This is a genomic window from Bradyrhizobium sp. HKCCYLRH3099, from assembly GCF_051167855.1.
Lineage (GTDB): Bacteria > Pseudomonadota > Alphaproteobacteria > Rhizobiales > Xanthobacteraceae > Bradyrhizobium.
In genome coordinates this window covers 105934-123356 of the sequence record NZ_JBNPTW010000024.1, presented here as the reverse complement: position 1 = coordinate 123356, position 17423 = coordinate 105934, and the positions used below count along the sequence as shown (strand labels likewise).

Below are 17423 nucleotides of genomic sequence, written 5' to 3'. Positions count from 1 at the left end.
AGGAGCCGCCTTCAGAATCGATTTTTGACCGGATCACAATGCCTTACAGCGTAATTTCACATGCGATTCCCCTGCCCCTTGCGGGGAGGGGTCGGGGGTGGGGGTCTCCGAATTCCGCTCGATGTGATGAAATCCATTTCCATCACACGGGCACTCGATCCGGGTGAGCGAGAACGGACCCGTCTGCTCTTCCATTGGCGCACGAAGATGTGTGCCTTCCACGACATTCGGGGTTCGCGGACCCCCACTCCCGACCCCTCCCCGCAAGGGGGAGGGGAGCGCACCGCGGGTGCCGCGACATGGTGCTTCAATCCGCGTCACTGGAGTTCCCGAGGCGACGCATGTATGCTCCGCCGACATGTAACGGGTACGGCATGTCGATGGTCTCTCGCAAATCCGCTCTCGCCTTTGCGCTCGCTGGCCTCTGCTTCGGCGGCCATGCGGCTCTCGCCCAATCCGGTCCTGTCAAATACTGGCTGCCAAGCTGGCCGATCGGCTTCAGCACAGATCCCGGCGTCGTGCAGAGCCTCGATTCCTACGGCAATGTCCCGGGGTTTACGACGACTGGCAGCAACAGCGGCTTCTTTGCGCGGAGCTACAGCGTGACGAACAATTGGGCGGCGCTCTCGGGCGTCGGCCTGGCCTCCAACATCGCCAACCGCTACGGCGGGCTGGGGTCTTACACCACCGAAGGCGCGCAATACGGTTACACCTTCAAGAGCGGCGTCAGCTTCTACGGCGGCTTCGACACCTTGAAATACAATCCCGGTCTCGGCGGCCCCTTCGCGACCTTCGACGGCCGCTCGAGCTCGACGCCCGCTTACGCCATCAATGGCGGTGTCGAATTCAAGCCGACGTCCAACATCAGCCTGTCACTCGGCTTCAGCTATGCCGGCCAGTCGTCCGACCGCATCGACAGCGACATCAACTCGCCGGCCCTGCCCGGCGCGACGCCGCAGGCGTTCACCAGCGGGCGCAGGTAGCTATACGACATTCATCGTGGCGCGGCTTTTCGCGCCTCGGATTTGGCCCGCTCCCGGGCGTCGCGGTACCAGCGTTGCTTTTCCTCCGGGCAATATAAGGCCTGCCAAGCCGGGGCAGTAAACTTGCCGTCGAGAGTCTTGCGAACCGACAATGTGTTTGTGTCGATCCTCTTCAGCAGCATGACTTCCCTGAATTTGCGTTCGTAAGGATGAGGATCGCCAAGCGAGATAGCCAGATTGTAGTCGTCACAGATGAGGCTCAATCGGATCGCGCCGGGCGCCGTATCCGTGAGCTTGGCGATCTTGCAAATTCGCTCATTGCTCAAGATGGCCTTTTTGGAGAGTTCGAGGATGAAATCTCCGAACTCGCCACATACCTCGTCGAAATTGTTGCCAGGGGCGGCATAGGTGCCGTCCGGCGGGCGCCAAGTTTCGGTCGGTCTTTGAAGAATATCCTGACCTTGAGCGAGTGCCGAGCCAAGGAAGCAGAAAGCGGCCGCAATGCTCGCGGACACCACCGAACTGGCGACTCCATGCACCATCTTGTGGCATCCCTCACCGGCGCAGCATTTCGTCCGCGGATCGATTCCAGGCCGATCCTGGCCGTCGCCGAATCGAGCTAACCCGCGGCCTTCAGCACCTTGACCATCTCGCGGTGAATGATCTCATTGCCGCACACGACGTGCCCCGTCGCCAGCGCATCTTCCTTGCCGTCGATGCCCGACACCGTGCCGCCGGCCTCGCGCACCATGATCATGCCGGCGGCGATGTCCCAGGGCTGCAGGTCGCGTTCCCAATAGGCGTCGAAGCGGCCGGCGGCGACGAAGGCGAGGTCGAGCGAGGCGGCGCCGAAGCGGCGCAGGCCGGCGACCTTGACCTGCAGCGAGGTCATCTCGCGCAGGAACAGCTGGTGGTCGCCGCGGCCGATGTGCGGCAGGCCGCAGGCGATGACGCATTCATGCAGCTGCTTGCGCGCGGCGACGCGCAGCCGCTGGTCGTTGAGGAACGCGCCCTTGCCGCGCTCGGCGATGTACAGCTCGTCATTCGCCGGGTTGTAGATCACGCCGGCGATCACGGTGTCCTCGCGCTGGAGCGCGATCGAGATCGCGAATTGCGGGATGCCGTGCAGGAAGTTGGTGGTGCCGTCGAGCGGATCGACGATCCAGGTGTGCGACTTGTCGCTGCCTTCGCGCTTGCCGCCTTCCTCGCCGAGAAAACCATAGCCGGGACGCGCCTTGGAGAGGTCCTCGTACAGCATCTCCTCGGCCTTCTTGTCGGCGCGCGAGACGAAATTGGCGGGTCCCTTCAGCGATACCTGGAGGTGCTCGATCTCGCCGAGGTCGCGCTTGAGGTTGCGGCCGGCGCGGCGCGCGGCCTTGACCATGACATTGATGAGGGCGGAATGAATCATGTGCTCGATGCGCTGGTCTGGTCGCACCTTGCGGTGCGCGCCTTGCCGGTAGCGGGGGGCGGAGGCGGATGAAAATGGGGTGGCTGTGGGTGCCCTGAAGGGGCGGCCGCGTCAAGGCCGGAAGCGGCGGATCACTTGATGGTGCCGAGCCAGCGCTTGGCGGCCTGCTCGCCCTTGGCGCGGTCCTCGGGCGGCATGTCGGCGAATTTCTCGTCGAGCTTGGGGTCGCCCTTGCCGGCGGTCTTGGCCACCAGGTGCCATTTATAGGCCTCGACCTTGTCCATCTGGGTCGCGATTCCATACAGCAGCACCCAGGCGAGCCGGTTCTGGGCCACGGGGCTGTTCTGCCGGGCCGCCCGGCGCAGCAGCGAGATGGCTGCCGGCTGGTTCTTCGGCACGCCGGTGCCGTTGAACAGCGCGATGGCGTATTCGACCTCGGCGTCGACATTGTCGGCGATCGCCGCGGCCTGCAGCAGGCGCGCGGCCTTTTCGAGATCCTTTGGTACGCCGGTTCCTTCCTTGTAAAAGGTCGCCAGAGCGTATTGCGCCTCGGGGTTGCCGGCGTCGGCAGCCATGCGCAGCAGCTCGGCCGAGCGCTCGAGGTTCTGCGGGAAGGTCTGGCCGTCGAGATAAAGCAGCGCCAAGTTATACGCCGCCTTGGGCTCGCCGAGCTTCGCTGCGGAGGCCAGCAGCTTGACCGCTTCCGGCTTGTCGACCGGGCCGCCGCGTCCCGCCAGCCGCATCATCGCCAGCGCGAACATCGCCTCGCGGTCACCGGCCTCGGCGGCGCGCTTGTACCAGATCGCCGCCTTCTCATAGTCGCGGCGGATGCCCTGGGCATTCTCATAGAGCTGGCCGAGCATCGCCATCGCCTTGGGATCGCCAGCCTGCGCGCGCGGCGTGGCGAGGTCGAAGGCGGTTTTGTACTGGCCGCGCTGATAGGCGCCGTAGACGACATCGACGTTCGGGTCATTGGCGGCTGGCTGCGCCGTGGCGGCCGGCGCAGGCGCGGCCGGCTTGGCCGACGGGGCAGGGGCGGGGCTCGCCTTTTTCGCGGCAGGGGCCGGCGCCGGCGGCTTCGGCTTCTCCGCGGCCTTGTCGGCGGGGCGCTCGGCCGGCCTGGGCTTTTCGGCGGGCTGCTGAACCCCGGGAGGTGTCAGCGAGATCTGCGCGCGCGCGCCTGTCGTCGCTACCGCGAACGCAGCAACAAGACATGTCAGGCGCAGCTTCGTCATGGGCGGCGTCAGCTCTGCCCGGCCACGGCGACCGGTGCGGCCGCATGGGCGTTCCGGATCACGGTGCCGATCTCGGCCAGCGTCGCGGCAGGCCCGCGGGCGTCGTTCCAGACGAGGTCGTCGACCAGCACGAAGTCCGCTCCGGCCGCGACGAAATCGGCGGCTTCCTTCAGCGAGATCGCGTAGCCGACGCAGGGCGGCTCGAACAGCTCGGCCCACCAGGCCAGCCGCTCGTTGACCGCATCCGGCGACGGCCGCCGGCCGTGCGCATCGCGCTCGCCGAACAGCACGTAGTCGGCGCCAAGCTCGCCCGCGCGCATCGAATCATGCCGCGTTGACAGGCCGCCGCCGCCGGCGATGCGGTCCGGCTTCAGACCAGGCAGGGCCTCCTCCAGGGCGGCGATGCCGGTCAGATGTGCGCCATCCGCCCCGGCACGGGCGACGATGTCGGGATGGCCGTCGATGAGCAGGGCGGCGCCGGTGCCCTGGATCGCCGGCGCCAGCGTCTTGACCGTCGTGATCATGCTGCGGGGGTCACTCTCCTTCAGCCGCACCAGCACCGCGGCCACGTCGGCGCTGGCGAGGATCGCCGGCAGGCTGGCGGCAAGGGCCGCCGCGTCGGTGACGACGGGCGTCGCGAGATAGAGGCGCGGCTCGGGCCGCGCGGATGTGGTCTTGGCGGTCACTTATGCAGCCTCGTGCTCGAGCGCCGGCGTCCATTGGCCGAGGCTCGCCTTCGCGTTCATGCGGGCGCGGTGGGTGAAGGCGCGCTGGCCCGCGGAGGCATTCTCGGCCTTGCCCGACCAGGCGCGCTGAGGCGCGGCCTGCAGCGCGCGGCCATAGGAGAAGGTGAGCTTCCACGGCAACGGATCCCGCCGGTTCATCGCATCGAGATGGGCCGTGGCCTGCGCCTCGGTCTGTCCACCGGACAGGAAGGCGATCCCGGGCACCGCTGTGGGCACGCACTCCTTGAGCAGCCGGATGGTCTTTTCCGCCACTTCTGACACGTCGGCCTGCGCAGGGCATTTCTGGCCGGAGACCACCATGTTGGGCTTCAGGATCATGCCTTCCAGCGCGACCCTCTGGAGGCGCAGTTCACCGAACACCTCGTTCAGAACGCGGCGGGAGACATCGAAGCAGCGATCGATGGTGTGATCGCCGTCCATCAGCACCTCGGGCTCGACGATCGGCACGAGACCGGCGGCCTGGCACAGCGCCGCGTAGCGGCCGAGCGCATGTGCATTGACATGAACGGCGGTCATCGAAGGCAGCGTGTCCTTGTCGATCTCGATCACGGCCCGCCATTTGGCGAAGCGCGCGCCTAGCGCGTAGTACGCTTGCAGCCGATCCGCAAGCCGGTCGAGGCCGACCGTGACCGTCTCGCCGGGGCAGGCGGGCAGCGGCTGGGTGCCCTCGTCGACCTTGATGCCGGGAATGCTGCCGGCGCGCTTGATCAGCTCGACCAGCGGTGTGCCGTCGGTGGCCTCTTGGCGGATCGTCTCGTCATAGAGAATGACGCCGGAAATCGAGGCCATGCCCTCGCTGCGAAACAGCATCTCGCGATAGTCGCGACGGCTTTGCTCGGTCGACTCGACGTGGATGGCATCGAAGCGCTTCCTGATCGTCCCCGTCGATTCATCGGCGGCGAGGATCCCCTTGCCGGGCGCGACCATGGCAAGGGCGGTGGTGTTCAGTGCGGAGAGATTCATGCGTGGCTCCAGACACCTGCCCTGCCCATCAAAATAGACGGTTCTCGGGCGGTTGCCGAGCAAACATTGGCCGCAGGTAAGGCAGCCTCTCGGAGAGGTGAAGGAGAGGTTGCTGCTCGCTGCTCGCTGCCTGGGTGATCTCTCACCCCGCGGCGGTCTGCTCCCCTCCCCCTTGCGGGGAGGGGTCGGGGGTGGGGGTCTTCGGGCGCTGAATTCAGCGAGATGCGACCGAAATCCTCAACGATCAACTGTCGAATGTTTGCGATGACGATCACGCGTCCACGCTGCTCGTCATCGAGTTCGCCGATGCGCGGTATCGAGTGGATCATTGATAGCTCGACTCGGGGACCCCCACCCCCGACCCCTCCCCGCAAGGGGGAGGGGAGCTCACTGCCGCTGTCGCGACGATTGCGGTTCTTAACGAAGCGCTGCGAAGCGAGTAGTCGCTCACGCCACCTTCGGATCGAGCTCGCCCTTGGCGTAGCGCTTGGCCATTTCCGCGGTGGTCAATACGCGCTTGATCTTGCCGGCCTGGCCCGCGGTGTTGAACTCCTCGAAGCGCTGCTTGCAGAGCTTGGTCATCGCTTCCATCGCCGGCTTCAGGTACTTGCGCGGATCGAACTCTTCCGGGTGCTGCGACAGCACCTTGCGGATCTGGCCGGTCATCGCCATGCGGTTGTCGGTGTCGATGTTGATCTTGCGCACGCCGTTCTTGATGCCGCGCTGGATCTCGGCGACCGGCACGCCCCAGGTCGGCTTCATCTTGCCGCCGAAGGAGTTGATGATCTCCTGCAGGTCCTGCGGCACCGACGATGAGCCGTGCATCACGAGATGCGTGTTCGGCAGCTTGCGGTGGATCTCCTCGATCACGTTCATGGCGAGGATGTCGCCGTCCGGCTTGCGCGTGAACTTGTAGGCGCCGTGCGAGGTGCCCATGGCGATCGCGAGCGCGTCGACCTTGGTCTCCTGGACGAACTTCACGGCCTCGTCGGGATTGGTCAGCAACTGGTCGTGCGACAGCTTGCCCTCGGCGCCGTGGCCGTCTTCCTTGTCGCCCATGCCGGTCTCGAGCGAGCCGAGCACGCCGAGCTCGCCCTCGACCGAGATGCCGCCGAGATGCGCCATCGTCGTCACGGTCCTGGTGACGCCGACATTGTACTCCCAGTCGCCGGGGGTCTTGCCGTCGGCCTTCAGCGAGCCGTCCATCATCACCGAGGTGAAGCCGGACTGGATCGCGGTCATGCAGGTCGCCGGCTCGTTGCCGTGGTCGAGATGCACGCAGATCGGGATCTGCGGATAGATCTCGGTCAGCGCGTCCATCATGTGCTTGAGCATGACGTCGTTGGCATAGGCGCGAGCGCCGCGCGAGGCCTGGATGATGACAGGCGACTCCGTCGAGCTCGCCGCTTCCATGATGGCCAGCGCCTGTTCCATGTTGTTGATGTTGAAGGCCGGGACGCCGTAATCGTGCTCCGCCGCGTGATCGAGCAATTGACGCAACGTAATACGGGCCATGTCTGGAACTCCCTGGGATAAGAATTGGACCGTGCGGCTGACGCACGCGTCGAAACGGCTGCACCGTGCATAACGCGGTGGTGAACGGAATCCAAGGGTGGCGGAGACGCAGGCCGAAGGAGAGGGCGTCAGGCGGTGCCTAAAGGTTAGTACCGACGCGAGCGCCGCAAGCCGACAACGTCGGATCAGCTCTTCCTGGCTTCAAGAGCGGCGATACGCTCCTCAACCTCGGTGACACGCTCGTCGAAGTCGCTGGCGGCTGCGCGCATCATGACCAGCATGCCGGCGGAATCGCGCCGCTGCTTGCGGATCAAACCTTCCATCCGGTCGTGCTCGGCGCGATTGTCCTGCCGGAATTGTCCGATCTCTGATCGGAGCGCAGCAATGCTCTCCTGAATCTTGATCAGGATCGAGTGGACAGCAGCTGTCGGGGTCTCGGCCATGAATGGAACATAACAGAAACATCCATGGCCGACAAGCTCCGAGTCTCAGGCTTTCAGCACCTCAACGCCGGGCAGCGGCTTGCCTTCCATCCATTCCAGGAAGGCGCCGCCCGCGGTCGAGACGTAGCTGAAATCGCCGGCCACGCCGGCCTGGTTGAGGGCTGCGACGGTGTCGCCGCCGCCGGCCACCGAGATCAGCTTCTTGGCCTTGGTGCGCTCGGCCGCATGCTTGGCGGCGACCATGGTGCCGCGGTCGAACGGCGTGAGCTCGAAGGCGCCGACCGGGCCGTTCCAGACCAGGGTCGCGGCGTCATCGATCGCGGCATGGATGCGCGCGGTCGATTGCGGGCCGACGTCGAGGATCATGCTGTCAGGCGGGATCGCGTCGAGGCCGTAGGCGAACGACGGCGAGTTGGCCGCGAAGTGGAACGACACGGTGGCGTCGACGGGCAGGATGATGGCGCAGTTCGACGCCTCCGCCTTGTCCATGATCCGCAGTGCGGTGGCGGCGAGATCCTTCTCGGCCAGCGACTTGCCGATCTGCACGCCCTGCGCATGCAGGAACGTGTTGGCCATGCCGCCGCCGATGACGAGCGCGTCGACCTTGGTGACGAGGTTCTCCAGGAGGTCGATCTTGGTCGAGACTTTGGCGCCGCCGACGATCGCGATCACCGGCTTGGCGGGCCGGCCCAGCGCCTTGTCGAGCGCGTCGAGCTCGGCCTGCATGGTGCGGCCGGCATAGGCCGGCAGCTTGTGGCCGAGGCCCTCAGTCGAGGCGTGGGCGCGGTGCGCGGCCGAGAACGCGTCGTTGACCCAGATGTCACCGAGCTTGGCGAGCTCGGCGACGAAGGCCGGATCGTTCTTCTCTTCCTCTTTGTGGAAGCGGGTGTTCTCAAGGCACAGCACATCGCCGTCTTTCATCGCGGCGATCGCGTTTGCCGCCGGCTCGCCGATGCAATCATCGGCGAAGGCGACCGGGCGCTTGATCACTTGCGACAGCGCCGCCGCGACGGGCTTCAGCGAGTCCTTGGCGTCGCGGCCCTTCGGCCGGCCGAAATGCGCGAGCAGGATGACCTTGCCGCCCTTGGTCGCGATCTCGTTGATGGTCGGCGCGACGCGCTCCAGGCGCGTGGCGTCGGTGACGTGGCCATTCTCCATGGGCACGTTGAGATCGACGCGCAGCAGCACGCGCTTGCCTTTGACATCGACGTCGTCGAGGGTTCGGAATTGTTTCATGTCATGCTCGCTTGTTCGCGGAGGTCATGAGGAGCCGGCGCCAAGCGGCGGCTCCGGTGTCGAATCCTGCCGAGATGTAACCTTGCTACCTTGGCGCACGCCATACGCGATCAAGCCGATCATCAGGATCACGCCGGGAATTCCGAGCCAGTGCGGAAGGGTCATGATGCTCTCTTGAGCCGTCATTCCGGGACGGTCCGCAGGACCGAACCCGGAATATCGAGATTCCGGGTTCGCCTCTGCGAGGCGCCCCGGAATGACTGGGAGAGGCTTACAGCAGCTTGCCCATCGCGACGGCCGTGTCGGCCATGCGGTTCGAGAAGCCCCACTCGTTGTCGTACCAGGACATCACGCGCACGAGGTTGCCGTTCATGACCTTGGTCTGGTCCATGTGGAACGTCGAGGAGTGCGGGTCGTGGTTGAAGTCGATCGAGACGTTCGGCGCATTGGTGTAGCCGAGCACGCCCTTGAGCTCCTGCTCGGCGGCGCGCTTGATCGCCTCGTTGATCTCCTTAGGCTCGGTGTTGCGCTTGGCGACGATCTTGAGGTCGACCACCGAGACGTTCGGCGTCGGCACGCGGATCGCGACGCCGTCGAGCTTGCCCTTCAGCTCGGGGAGCACCAGGCCGATCGCCTTGGCGGCGCCGGTCGAGGTCGGGATCATCGACATCGCCGCCGCGCGGCCGCGATAGAGATCCTTGTGCATCGTGTCGAGCGTCGGCTGGTCGCCGGTGTAGGCATGGATCGTGGTCATGAAGCCGGTCTCGATGCCGACGGTGTCGTTCAGCACCTTGGCGACCGGCGCCAGGCAGTTGGTGGTGCACGAGCCGTTGGAGACGACGAGATGGTCCTTCGTCAGCGTCGTGTGGTTGACGCCGTAGACGATGGTGGCGTCGGCGCCGTCGGCCGGGGCCGAGACCAGCACGCGCTTGGCGCCGGCGGTGAGATGCGCGGAGGCCTTGTCCTTGGAGGTGAAGATGCCGGTGCATTCCAGCGCGATGTCGACGCCGAGGTCCTTCCACGGCAGCTTCGACGGATCACGCTCGGCGGTGACCTTGATCTTGCCGCTGCCGATATCGATGCTGTCGCCGTCGACCGTCACGGTATGGGGGAAACGGCCGTGCACGCTGTCGAAGCGCAGCAGGTGGGCATTGGTCTCGACCGGGCCGAGATCGTTGATGCCGACCACCACGATGTCCTTGCGACCCGATTCCGCGATGGCGCGCAGAACGTTGCGGCCGATGCGGCCAAACCCGTTGATCCCGACCCGGACTGCCATGTTCGTCTCCTTCAATGACGTTTCTCGTCCCCCGCAGCCGCCCCTGGCGAAGGGCTCTACGAGGGTTTGGACCTGGTGACGCCCGGTTCTGCCGGGCGGGAGCGGACGATATGCGCCTTTGGTAGTCCTTTTTTTGCGTCCGCTCAACCGTCGCGAATCAGTTGGACGCGCGGGGCTCTCGCTGTGGTGAACCGCCGCGCGATGTCTGGGATGCTTTACGCCAGCCGCTGCACCGCCGCCTCGACGGCCGCCTCGGCGGTGATGCCGAAATGCTTGTAGAGCTCCTTGGCGGGACCGCTCTCGCCGAACGAATGCATGCCGATGAAGACGCCGTCCTGGCCGATCACGGCGTCCCAACCCCAGCGCACCGCGGCTTCGATCGCGATCTTGACCGGCGCGTTGCCGATGATCTTGGCCTTCGCCTCGGCCGGCTGCTCCAAGAGCAGCTCCAGAGACGGCACCGACACGACGCGGGCGGGGATGCCGCGCTCGGCGAGCTGCTTCTGCGCGGCCACCGCGATCTCGACCTCGGAGCCGGTGGCGAACAGCGACACCTTGGCCTCGCCCTGCGCTGCGACCAGCTCATAGCCGCCATGACCGCAGGGATTGTCTGATGGCGCCGATGTGCGGAGCTGCGGCAGGTTCTGCCGCGTCAGCGCCAGCACGGTTGGGCCGTTGGTACGGTTGAGCGCCAGCTCCCAGCACTCGGCGGTCTCGACCGCGTCGGCCGGGCGGAACACGCGCATGTTCGGGATCGCGCGCAAGGCGGCGAGATGCTCGACCGGCTGGTGCGTCGGGCCGTCCTCGCCGAGACCGATGGAATCGTGCGTCAGCACGTAGACGACGCCGGCGCCCATCAGCGCCGATAGCCTGATAGCGCCGCGGGCGTAGTCGGAGAACACCAGGAAGGTGGCGCCGTTCGGCGCGAAACCGCCATGCAGGAAGATGCCGTTCATGGCCGCAGCCATGCCGTGCTCGCGGATGCCGTAATGGATGAAGCGGCCCTTCGGCGTCTTGGCCGAGAACGAGGTGGCCGATTTCGCCTTGTTGTTGTTGGAGCCGGTGAGGTCGGCGGAGCCGGCCACGAATTCGAACGGCATCGCCGCGGCGATCACTTCGATCGCCGCTTCCGACGATTTGCGGGTGGCGATGTTGAGCGGATTTTCCAGCAGCGCCTTCTTGTGGTCCTTCAGCGCCTTTGCCAGCGCGGCGGGACGCTCGTGGCGCAGCCGGCGTTCGAACTCGGAGCGCTTGCGCGGGCCCATCTCGCCGAGCCGGGTCTCCCACTCGGTGCGGGCAGCCGCGCCGCGGCGGCCGGCCTCACGCCAGGCGGCGAGCACGTCGTCGGGCACGGAGAACGGCTCCTGCGAAATGCCGAGCTTCTCCTTGGCGCCCTTCAGCTCCTCGGCGCCGAGCGCCTCGCCATGCACCTTGGAGGTGCCGGCCTTGGTCGGCGCGCCGTAGCCGATTGTGGTCTTGCAGGCGATCAGCGACGGCTTCGAGGACTTCTGTGCCCGAGCGATCGCGGCGGCAATCGCCTCCGGGTCATGGCCGTCGATCAGCTCGGCGGCCCAGCCGCAGGCCTTGAAGCGCTTCACCTGGTCGACCGAGTCGGCGATCGACAGCGGGCCGTCGATCGAGATGCCGTTGTCATCCCACAGCACGATCAGCTTGTTGAGCTTCCAGTGCCCGGCCATCGCAATCGCTTCCTGGGAGATGCCCTCCATCAGGTCGCCGTCCGAGGCCAGCACGTAGGTGTGATGGTCGACGATCTTCTTGCCGTACTCCGCCTGCAGCATCTTCTCGGCCAGCGCCATGCCGACCGCGGTGGAAATGCCCTGGCCGAGCGGGCCGGTGGTGGTCTCGATGCCCTTGGTGCGGAAATTCTCCGGATGGCCCGGCGTGAGCGAATCGACCTGGCGGAAGCGCTTGATCTGGTCGAGCGTCATCTCCTCGTTGCCGGTCAGATACAGCAGCGCGTAGAGCAGCATCGACCCGTGGCCGGCCGACAATACAAAGCGGTCGCGGTCCGGCCAGGCGGGCGCGGCCGCATCATATTTCAGCACGCGGGTGAACAGCACGGTGGCGACGTCGGCGGCGCCCATCGGCAGGCCGGGATGACCCGATTTCGCCTTTTCGACGGCGTCCATTGCGAGCGCGCGGATGGCATTGGCCATGCGGGAGTGATCGACCTGCGTCATGCTGGAATCCGTCCAAACGTGAAATGCTGATGACAGGAGAGCCGCCGGTATCGCTGGCGGGCCGGGATTTTGCGGCTGATTAGCACCTCAGTTCCGGGAATCAAAGGCAATGCAACGTCCCGGGCGTCCCAAAAGTTGCTTAGTAGTGCATAGTTTCGGCCGAGCGTTGCGCTTGGCTCGCCCAGCACGTAAGATTCTCCCCCTAAGCGCTTGCCGGACAGCGGCTTTTGTCGCAATCCGGGCGTGGTGGAAGGGCCTCGCATCCGTGTCATGAACGATCACCCTGCCAATCTTGCCGGCCAGGTGGAACCCGGCGCTGCCGATCTGGAGGCGGCGACGCGGCGCCTCATGACGGCGCTCGACGCGCTGGAGAGCGCGGTCGAGCGGCGTCGCGAGGCCGATCGCGACGAGGACGAACTGGCGACGCGGATCCAGGCGCTCGGCGCCGACCGCTCGCGCCTCGCCGACGAGCTCGACGGTTCCCTGATGAAGACGCGCCGGCTGGAGCGCACCAACCGCGAGATCGCCGAACGGCTCGACACCGCGATCGGCACCATCCGCGCAGTGCTCAATGGCGCCGGGCAGGACGGCGCTCATGACGACGAGGATGACGAATGAGCCACATCAACGTCACCATCAACGGCCGCCAATATCGCATGGCCTGCGAGGAGGGCCAGGAGCTGCGGCTGCTCAAGCTCGCAGAGAGTCTCGAGACGCGCATCACCAATCTACGCGGCAAGTTCGGCGAGATCGGCGACGCGCGGTTGACGGTGATGGCCGCGCTCACCGTCTGCGACGAACTGATCGACGCCAATCAGCGTGTGCAGACATTGGAGCAGGAGCTCGAAAGCCTGCGCAACGTTCGCAGCCAGTCCGCCGACCGCGCCCGCGCCACGCAGGTCGCGGTGGCGAAGGCCCTGAACGCCGCGGCCGAGCGCATCGAGCGCACCACGCAGGTGCTGAACCGCACCATCGGCGGTGGGGTGGCGATCGGGTAGGGCAGGCGAACTAATAAATCTTGGTTTTGCGCGATCTCTGTCGACTTGCTCCGTCATTGCGAGCGCAGCGAAGCAATCCAGGGCCGAGCAAGGACTCTGGATTACTTCGCTGCGCTCGCAATGACGATCGTAGTCAGAGCTGCGCCTCGATCGCTGCCTTGTCGATGACCGACCACACTTGCGCGATCCTGCCATCGCGGAATTCGTAGAACACGTTCTCGCTGAAGGCGACGCGCCGGCCGTTCACGGGCAGGCCGAGGAATTCGCCCTTCGGCGTGCAGTCGAAGTCCAGCCGGCTCGCGATGCGCGGCGGGTCGGACAGCAGCAGGCCGATGTTGAAGCGGAGATCGGGAATGTCGGCGAAGTTGCCGATCAGCATGTCGCGATAGCCGGTCAGTCCGAGCTCTCGGCCATTGTGGATGACGCGCTCATGCACGACATCGCCAAGCGCCGGCCAGGCCTGCGCATTCAGGCAGACGATATAGGCGCGATAGTAATTGGCGAGCTCGGCTGCGGTCATCGGCTGCGCTTCATTCGGAACGAGAATGGGCCAACCTCTCGCAAGGGCAACGGTTCCGGGGACGTGATCAGAGACCTTCCAGGATCAGTGCGATCAGCTCCAACGGAAATGCTGCGGCCAGCGCGCCGATGACCAGGCCGACAAGGCCCAGCACCACCGCGCCGATCCAGCCGCCGGAGTGAAGGCCAACGGCGACGCCCACGAATGCTCCGGTGGCCACCGCACACACAGCCCAGATCGCGTGAACGACCCGTCCGATCGCCTTCAGCATGCGTGACCTCGCGTAGCAGCGGGCCTCACCCGTCCCCCAATCATGGGTCTTGCCACACGGCGATTGTGCAGCAGCGAATGCGATCACATCGGCGCGATGCGTCGTGTTGCGAGCGCTTGTCGTTCGCTGCGTGCTGCCCTACTCCTGAGGCAGGCGGACATCGTCGAATCCCGTGACCACAAGCGGGATCGTGTCCGCCTCAGGGAGGTGCTCTTGAACAGACTGATCCTCGCGGCGGCCGCCGCGGCCGTCACCGCGCTCGCCACGCCGCTCGCCGCCGCGCCGCTGCCCGAAGCCAAACCGGACGAGGTCGGCTTTTCGCAATCCGGCCTTGCCCGCATGGACGATTTCTTCGCCCGCGAGATCGCGGCCAAGCGTGTGCCCGGCGCGGTCGTCGCGATCGCCCGTGACGGCAGACTGGTGCACTACAAGGCCTATGGCCAGCTCGATCCGGTCAAGGGCACGCCGATGCCGCTGGACGCGATCTTCGCGCTGGCGTCGATGACCAAGCCGATGGCGGCGGTGGCGGGGCTCACCCTGATGGAGCAGGGCAGGCTGCCGCTGCAGGCGAAGCTCGCCGACTACTATCCCGCGTTCACCGACATGAAGGTCGGCGTGGTGCAGGAGAACGGCGCGCTGCAAATGGTGCCGCAGGCGAGGCCGATCCTGATCCACGATCTCTATCGCCACACCTCGGGCCTGATGTATGGCGGCCGGCCCGACAGCGCGAGCCCCGTGGCGCGGCTCTATCCAGACGGCATCGCGCCGGCGATCGAGGGCGACACCCAGGCCTTCATCGAGCGCCTGACCAAACTGCCGCTGGCGCATCAGCCGGGGACGCAGTTCGAATATGGCTTCTCGATCGACGTGCTCGGCGCCGTCGTCGAGAAGGTCAGCGAGCAGCGGCTCGGCGAATATCTGTCGAACAACGTCTGGAAGCCGCTCGGCATGCAGGACGCGACGTTCGCGCCGACAGACGCCCAGCGGCCGCGTCTGGCGCGGCCGTTCCCGAACGATCCGCTGACCGGCAAACCGCAGGCGATCAGGCTTCTGGACGTCACGACGAAGTCGGACTGCGGCGGCGCCTGCTCGTTCGCCACCATCGGCGACTACATCCGCTTCGGCCAGATGCTGCTCAATGGCGGCGAGCTCGATGGCGCGCGGATCCTCAGCCCGAAGACGGTGCACCACATGACCTCGAACCATCTCGGGCCCGAGATCAAGAACACGGTGGCCAACATCGAGCCGCATCGCGCCGGCTTCGGCTTTGGACTGAGCGTCGCCGTGCGGACCAGCGAAGGCCTGTCGGCGGTGCCCGGCAATCCCGGCGAGTTCAGCTGGAATGGCGCCTTCGGCACGCAGTTCTTCTGCGATCCCAAGGAGCGGCTCGTGGTGGTGGTCGGCACGGCCGCTCCCGGCGATCTGCGCAAATATTATCGCGAGCAGGTGCAGGACATCGTCTACGGCGCCATGGTAAAGTAGCGCATGCTCACCGTACATCATCTCGGCAAGTCCCAATCCGAACGCATCGTCTGGCTCTGCGAGGAGCTGGAGATTTCCTACGAGTTGAAATGCTACACGCGCGACGCCAGGACCATCCTGGCGCCGGCGGAGTACAAGGCGCTGCATCCGATCGGCGCCGCGCCGGTCATCACCGATGGTGATCTCGTGCTCGCCGAATCCGGCGCCGTGGTCGAGTACATCCTCGCGAAATACGGCCAGGGCCGGCTGCGGCCGGGGCCCGAGGATGCGAACTTCGCGGCGTATCTCTATTGGTTCCACTTCGCCAACGGCACGTTGCAGGCCGCGATGGGGCGCGTGATGATCCTCAACCGGCTCAACCTGCCGGACGACAATCCGCTGCTCGGCGCCATGCGCGCACGGCTCGGCCTCGCCTTCGCCGCCGTCGAGACCCGCTGCGGCGAGGCCGACTATCTCGCGGGCGACGCGCTCACCGCCGCTGACATCATGTCGGTGTTCTCACTCACCACCATGCGCTACTTCCTGCCCTACGATCTCGGACCCTATCCCAACATCCGCGCCTACCTGTCGCGGATCGCCGCCCGCCCGGCCTATCAGCGGGCGATGGCGAAGGGTGACCCGGGGATGGAGTTGCTGTTGAGCTGATCGAGCACGGCCGCACCTCGCTTCTGCACGGCGACTATCTGTGACTCTTTCTTGCAGGGCGACGCAGAGCGCGGCACGACCGGTCAGCTCCCTCTCCCTGTGAAGAACGGGGAGAGGGAGCTGACTGCCCGAGCCGCTGTTACCGTCTACTCCTCACTTCTGCCGCTTGCGGCTCCATTCCAGGAATGAGCGGTACAGCTCCTCCTTCTCGGCCTTGGAGGTCGGCGCCTTCGCCTGCGAGGCGAGGAAGGCTTCGAAGCGCTCCTGCTGCGCGAGGCTGCCGGGCGCGGCCGGGGTGAGGCCGACATCGGCTTCCTTCCGCATCCGCTCCAGCACGGTGTCGACGTAAGGATAGCGCTGCCAGCCCGGCACCTGCGCCTCGAGATTGAGGTCCTTCCAGCCGGGATGGAACGGCGGCTGCTGCAGCCGCGTGAGGTTGGTGAACAGCGTGTCGACGAAGCGGTTGACGCGGTCGGCGCGGTCGCTGCCGGGCTTCCAATTGTACACCGCCAGCACCGAGGGGACGGCGATGGTCTCCACCGCGGTGTCCGGCGCCACCAGCCCGGGATAAGTCTCCGCCTTGATACTGGTCGGATAGTAGAAGTCCGCGAACTGCTGCGTATACGGCACCGGCACGAAGTGGAATCCCGGATCGGACTTCTTGCCGCTGAACAGCTCGCCTGGCTTGGAGGCGACATACACCATCGCGGCGATCTCGCCCTTGTGCAGCTTTTCCAGCGCGACCGGACCGCCGACGGGCACGGTCTCGATGTCGATGCCGAGCCGCCGGAAGATCAGCGGTCCGGTGTGCGCGGCGGCCACCCCCGAGGTGCCGACCGCGATCTTCTGGCCCTTGAGATCCTGCAGCGTCTTGAACTCCTCGCGCGCATAGATGTGCACGTCGGAGATGAAGAAGCGCAGCACGTAGCGGATGCGGTCGTTGATGTTCGAGAGCCCGGCCTGCTTGGCATAGAAGTCGAAGGCGTCGGCATAGGTGATGCCGACATCGACGCCGCGCAGATACAGGAGGTCAGCGATGTTCGACGTCGTCCCGCGCGTCACCATCGGGATCAGGCGCATGTTGTCGCCGTCATCCATCGTCCGCGCCATTTCGCTGGCGAAGCGGACGAAGCCGCCGTCCGGCAGGCCGGCGGCGAGTCCCACGGTCCATTGATTCATCCGCGCCTTGATCGCGACCTCGTCCGACGCGCTGCGCGGCTCGGCCGCGCGGGCCTCGATGATCCGCGGCTCGACGGCACGCCGGTCCGGCGCGCGCGCGGGCTTCAGCGACAGTGGCGCCGCAGGCTGGTCCTGCGCGAGCGCGACGGTCTGGGCGGTGAACAGGACAGCAGAGGTCATTGCCAGCGCCATCAGCGCTGGGCCAGCGAACGTTCGACGCATGATGTTAGTCCCCGATCGCGTCTGCCCCCGCGAGCAGACTGGCTTTAGATTTTCAATCTAAGGTCGTATATCTGTGCGACATAAACCTGGCGGA

General features: G+C 66.0%; 19 protein-coding genes. 5 read left to right on the top strand and 14 right to left on the bottom strand.

Annotation, left to right across the window (positions count from 1 at the left end; translation table 11 throughout):
* Positions 1 to 374: 374 nt before the first annotated feature.
* Positions 375 to 983 carry an outer membrane protein gene (locus ACQR1Y_RS31880; protein ID WP_434879958.1) on the top strand — a complete coding sequence of 203 codons (609 nt, stop codon included), beginning with the start codon at positions 375 to 377 and terminating at the stop codon, positions 981 to 983.
* A gap of 11 nt (positions 984 to 994) precedes the next feature.
* Here ACQR1Y_RS31880 and ACQR1Y_RS31875 read toward each other — a convergent pair whose 3' ends face one another.
* The 11 genes from ACQR1Y_RS31875 to tkt all read right to left on the bottom strand — a co-directional run bounded on the left by ACQR1Y_RS31875 (position 995) and on the right by tkt (position 12012).
* The gene (locus tag ACQR1Y_RS31875; RefSeq protein ID WP_434879957.1) at positions 995 to 1525 is read right to left on the bottom strand and encodes a hypothetical protein; all 531 of its coding nucleotides are present in this window, start codon (positions 1523 to 1525) and stop codon (positions 995 to 997) included.
* 77 nt (positions 1526 to 1602) lie between these two features.
* Entirely contained in the window at positions 1603 to 2394 is a 792-nt protein-coding gene (locus ACQR1Y_RS31870; RefSeq protein ID WP_434856236.1) for an inositol monophosphatase family protein, read from the bottom strand.
* Positions 2395 to 2525: 131 nt separating this feature from the next.
* Positions 2526 to 3629 (bottom strand): tetratricopeptide repeat protein, encoded by a 1104-nt coding sequence (locus ACQR1Y_RS31865; RefSeq protein WP_434879956.1) that lies wholly within the window; start codon positions 3627 to 3629, stop codon positions 2526 to 2528.
* A gap of 8 nt (positions 3630 to 3637) precedes the next feature.
* A complete protein-coding gene (locus tag ACQR1Y_RS31860; protein WP_434879955.1) occupies positions 3638 to 4315 on the bottom strand; it encodes a thiamine phosphate synthase in 678 nt (225 codons plus the stop codon).
* Entirely contained in the window at positions 4316 to 5338 is a 1023-nt protein-coding gene (locus ACQR1Y_RS31855) for a class I fructose-bisphosphate aldolase (protein ID WP_434879954.1), read from the bottom strand.
* Between the two features lie 447 nt (positions 5339 to 5785).
* A complete protein-coding gene (fba, locus tag ACQR1Y_RS31850; RefSeq protein WP_434856232.1) occupies positions 5786 to 6853 on the bottom strand; it encodes a class II fructose-bisphosphate aldolase in 1068 nt (355 codons plus the stop codon).
* Positions 6854 to 7038: 185 nt separating this feature from the next.
* Positions 7039 to 7296, bottom strand: coding sequence for a hypothetical protein (locus tag ACQR1Y_RS31845; protein ID WP_434879953.1), 258 nt, complete (start codon positions 7294 to 7296; stop codon positions 7039 to 7041).
* Between the two features lie 45 nt (positions 7297 to 7341).
* On the bottom strand, positions 7342 to 8532 hold the full coding sequence (locus tag ACQR1Y_RS31840) for a phosphoglycerate kinase (RefSeq protein WP_434879952.1): 1191 nt from the start codon (positions 8530 to 8532) through the stop codon (positions 7342 to 7344).
* A gap of 24 nt (positions 8533 to 8556) precedes the next feature.
* Entirely contained in the window at positions 8557 to 8697 is a 141-nt protein-coding gene (locus tag ACQR1Y_RS31835) for a hypothetical protein (protein ID WP_434879951.1), read from the bottom strand.
* Between the two features lie 106 nt (positions 8698 to 8803).
* A complete protein-coding gene (gap, locus tag ACQR1Y_RS31830; protein WP_315783532.1) occupies positions 8804 to 9811 on the bottom strand; it encodes a type I glyceraldehyde-3-phosphate dehydrogenase in 1008 nt (335 codons plus the stop codon).
* A 215-nt stretch (positions 9812 to 10026) separates the two neighbouring features.
* Positions 10027 to 12012 (bottom strand): transketolase, encoded by a 1986-nt coding sequence (gene tkt / locus ACQR1Y_RS31825; RefSeq protein ID WP_434856227.1) that lies wholly within the window; start codon positions 12010 to 12012, stop codon positions 10027 to 10029.
* 270 nt (positions 12013 to 12282) lie between these two features.
* On the opposite strand from tkt, the gene ACQR1Y_RS31820 reads away from it, so the two are divergent.
* Together ACQR1Y_RS31820 and ACQR1Y_RS31815 are read left to right on the top strand one after the other, a co-directional pair.
* Positions 12283 to 12630, top strand: a complete 348-nt coding sequence (locus ACQR1Y_RS31820) for a DUF4164 domain-containing protein (RefSeq protein WP_257166433.1) — start codon at positions 12283 to 12285, stop codon at positions 12628 to 12630.
* Entirely contained in the window at positions 12627 to 13010 is a 384-nt protein-coding gene (locus tag ACQR1Y_RS31815; protein WP_434856226.1) for a cell division protein ZapA, read from the top strand. The genes ACQR1Y_RS31820 and ACQR1Y_RS31815 overlap by 4 nt, the downstream gene beginning before the upstream one ends.
* A gap of 133 nt (positions 13011 to 13143) precedes the next feature.
* Here ACQR1Y_RS31815 and ACQR1Y_RS31810 read toward each other — a convergent pair whose 3' ends face one another.
* Positions 13144 to 13530, bottom strand: a complete 387-nt coding sequence (locus tag ACQR1Y_RS31810; protein WP_434879950.1) for an ester cyclase — start codon at positions 13528 to 13530, stop codon at positions 13144 to 13146.
* Positions 13531 to 13597: 67 nt separating this feature from the next.
* Positions 13598 to 13801 carry a hypothetical protein gene (locus ACQR1Y_RS31805; protein ID WP_434879949.1) on the bottom strand — a complete coding sequence of 68 codons (204 nt, stop codon included), beginning with the start codon at positions 13799 to 13801 and terminating at the stop codon, positions 13598 to 13600.
* Positions 13802 to 14008: 207 nt separating this feature from the next.
* Here ACQR1Y_RS31805 and ACQR1Y_RS31800 point away from each other — a divergent pair, with 207 nt between their 5' ends.
* Both ACQR1Y_RS31800 and ACQR1Y_RS31795 read left to right on the top strand, forming a co-directional pair.
* On the top strand, positions 14009 to 15283 hold the full coding sequence (locus tag ACQR1Y_RS31800; RefSeq protein WP_434879948.1) for a serine hydrolase domain-containing protein: 1275 nt from the start codon (positions 14009 to 14011) through the stop codon (positions 15281 to 15283).
* Between the two features lie 3 nt (positions 15284 to 15286).
* Positions 15287 to 15928, top strand: a complete 642-nt coding sequence (locus tag ACQR1Y_RS31795; protein ID WP_434879947.1) for a glutathione S-transferase family protein — start codon at positions 15287 to 15289, stop codon at positions 15926 to 15928.
* Between the two features lie 153 nt (positions 15929 to 16081).
* Here ACQR1Y_RS31795 and ACQR1Y_RS31790 read toward each other — a convergent pair whose 3' ends face one another.
* Positions 16082 to 17329 carry a TAXI family TRAP transporter solute-binding subunit gene (locus ACQR1Y_RS31790; protein ID WP_434879946.1) on the bottom strand — a complete coding sequence of 416 codons (1248 nt, stop codon included), beginning with the start codon at positions 17327 to 17329 and terminating at the stop codon, positions 16082 to 16084.
* Positions 17330 to 17423 lie beyond the last annotated feature (94 nt).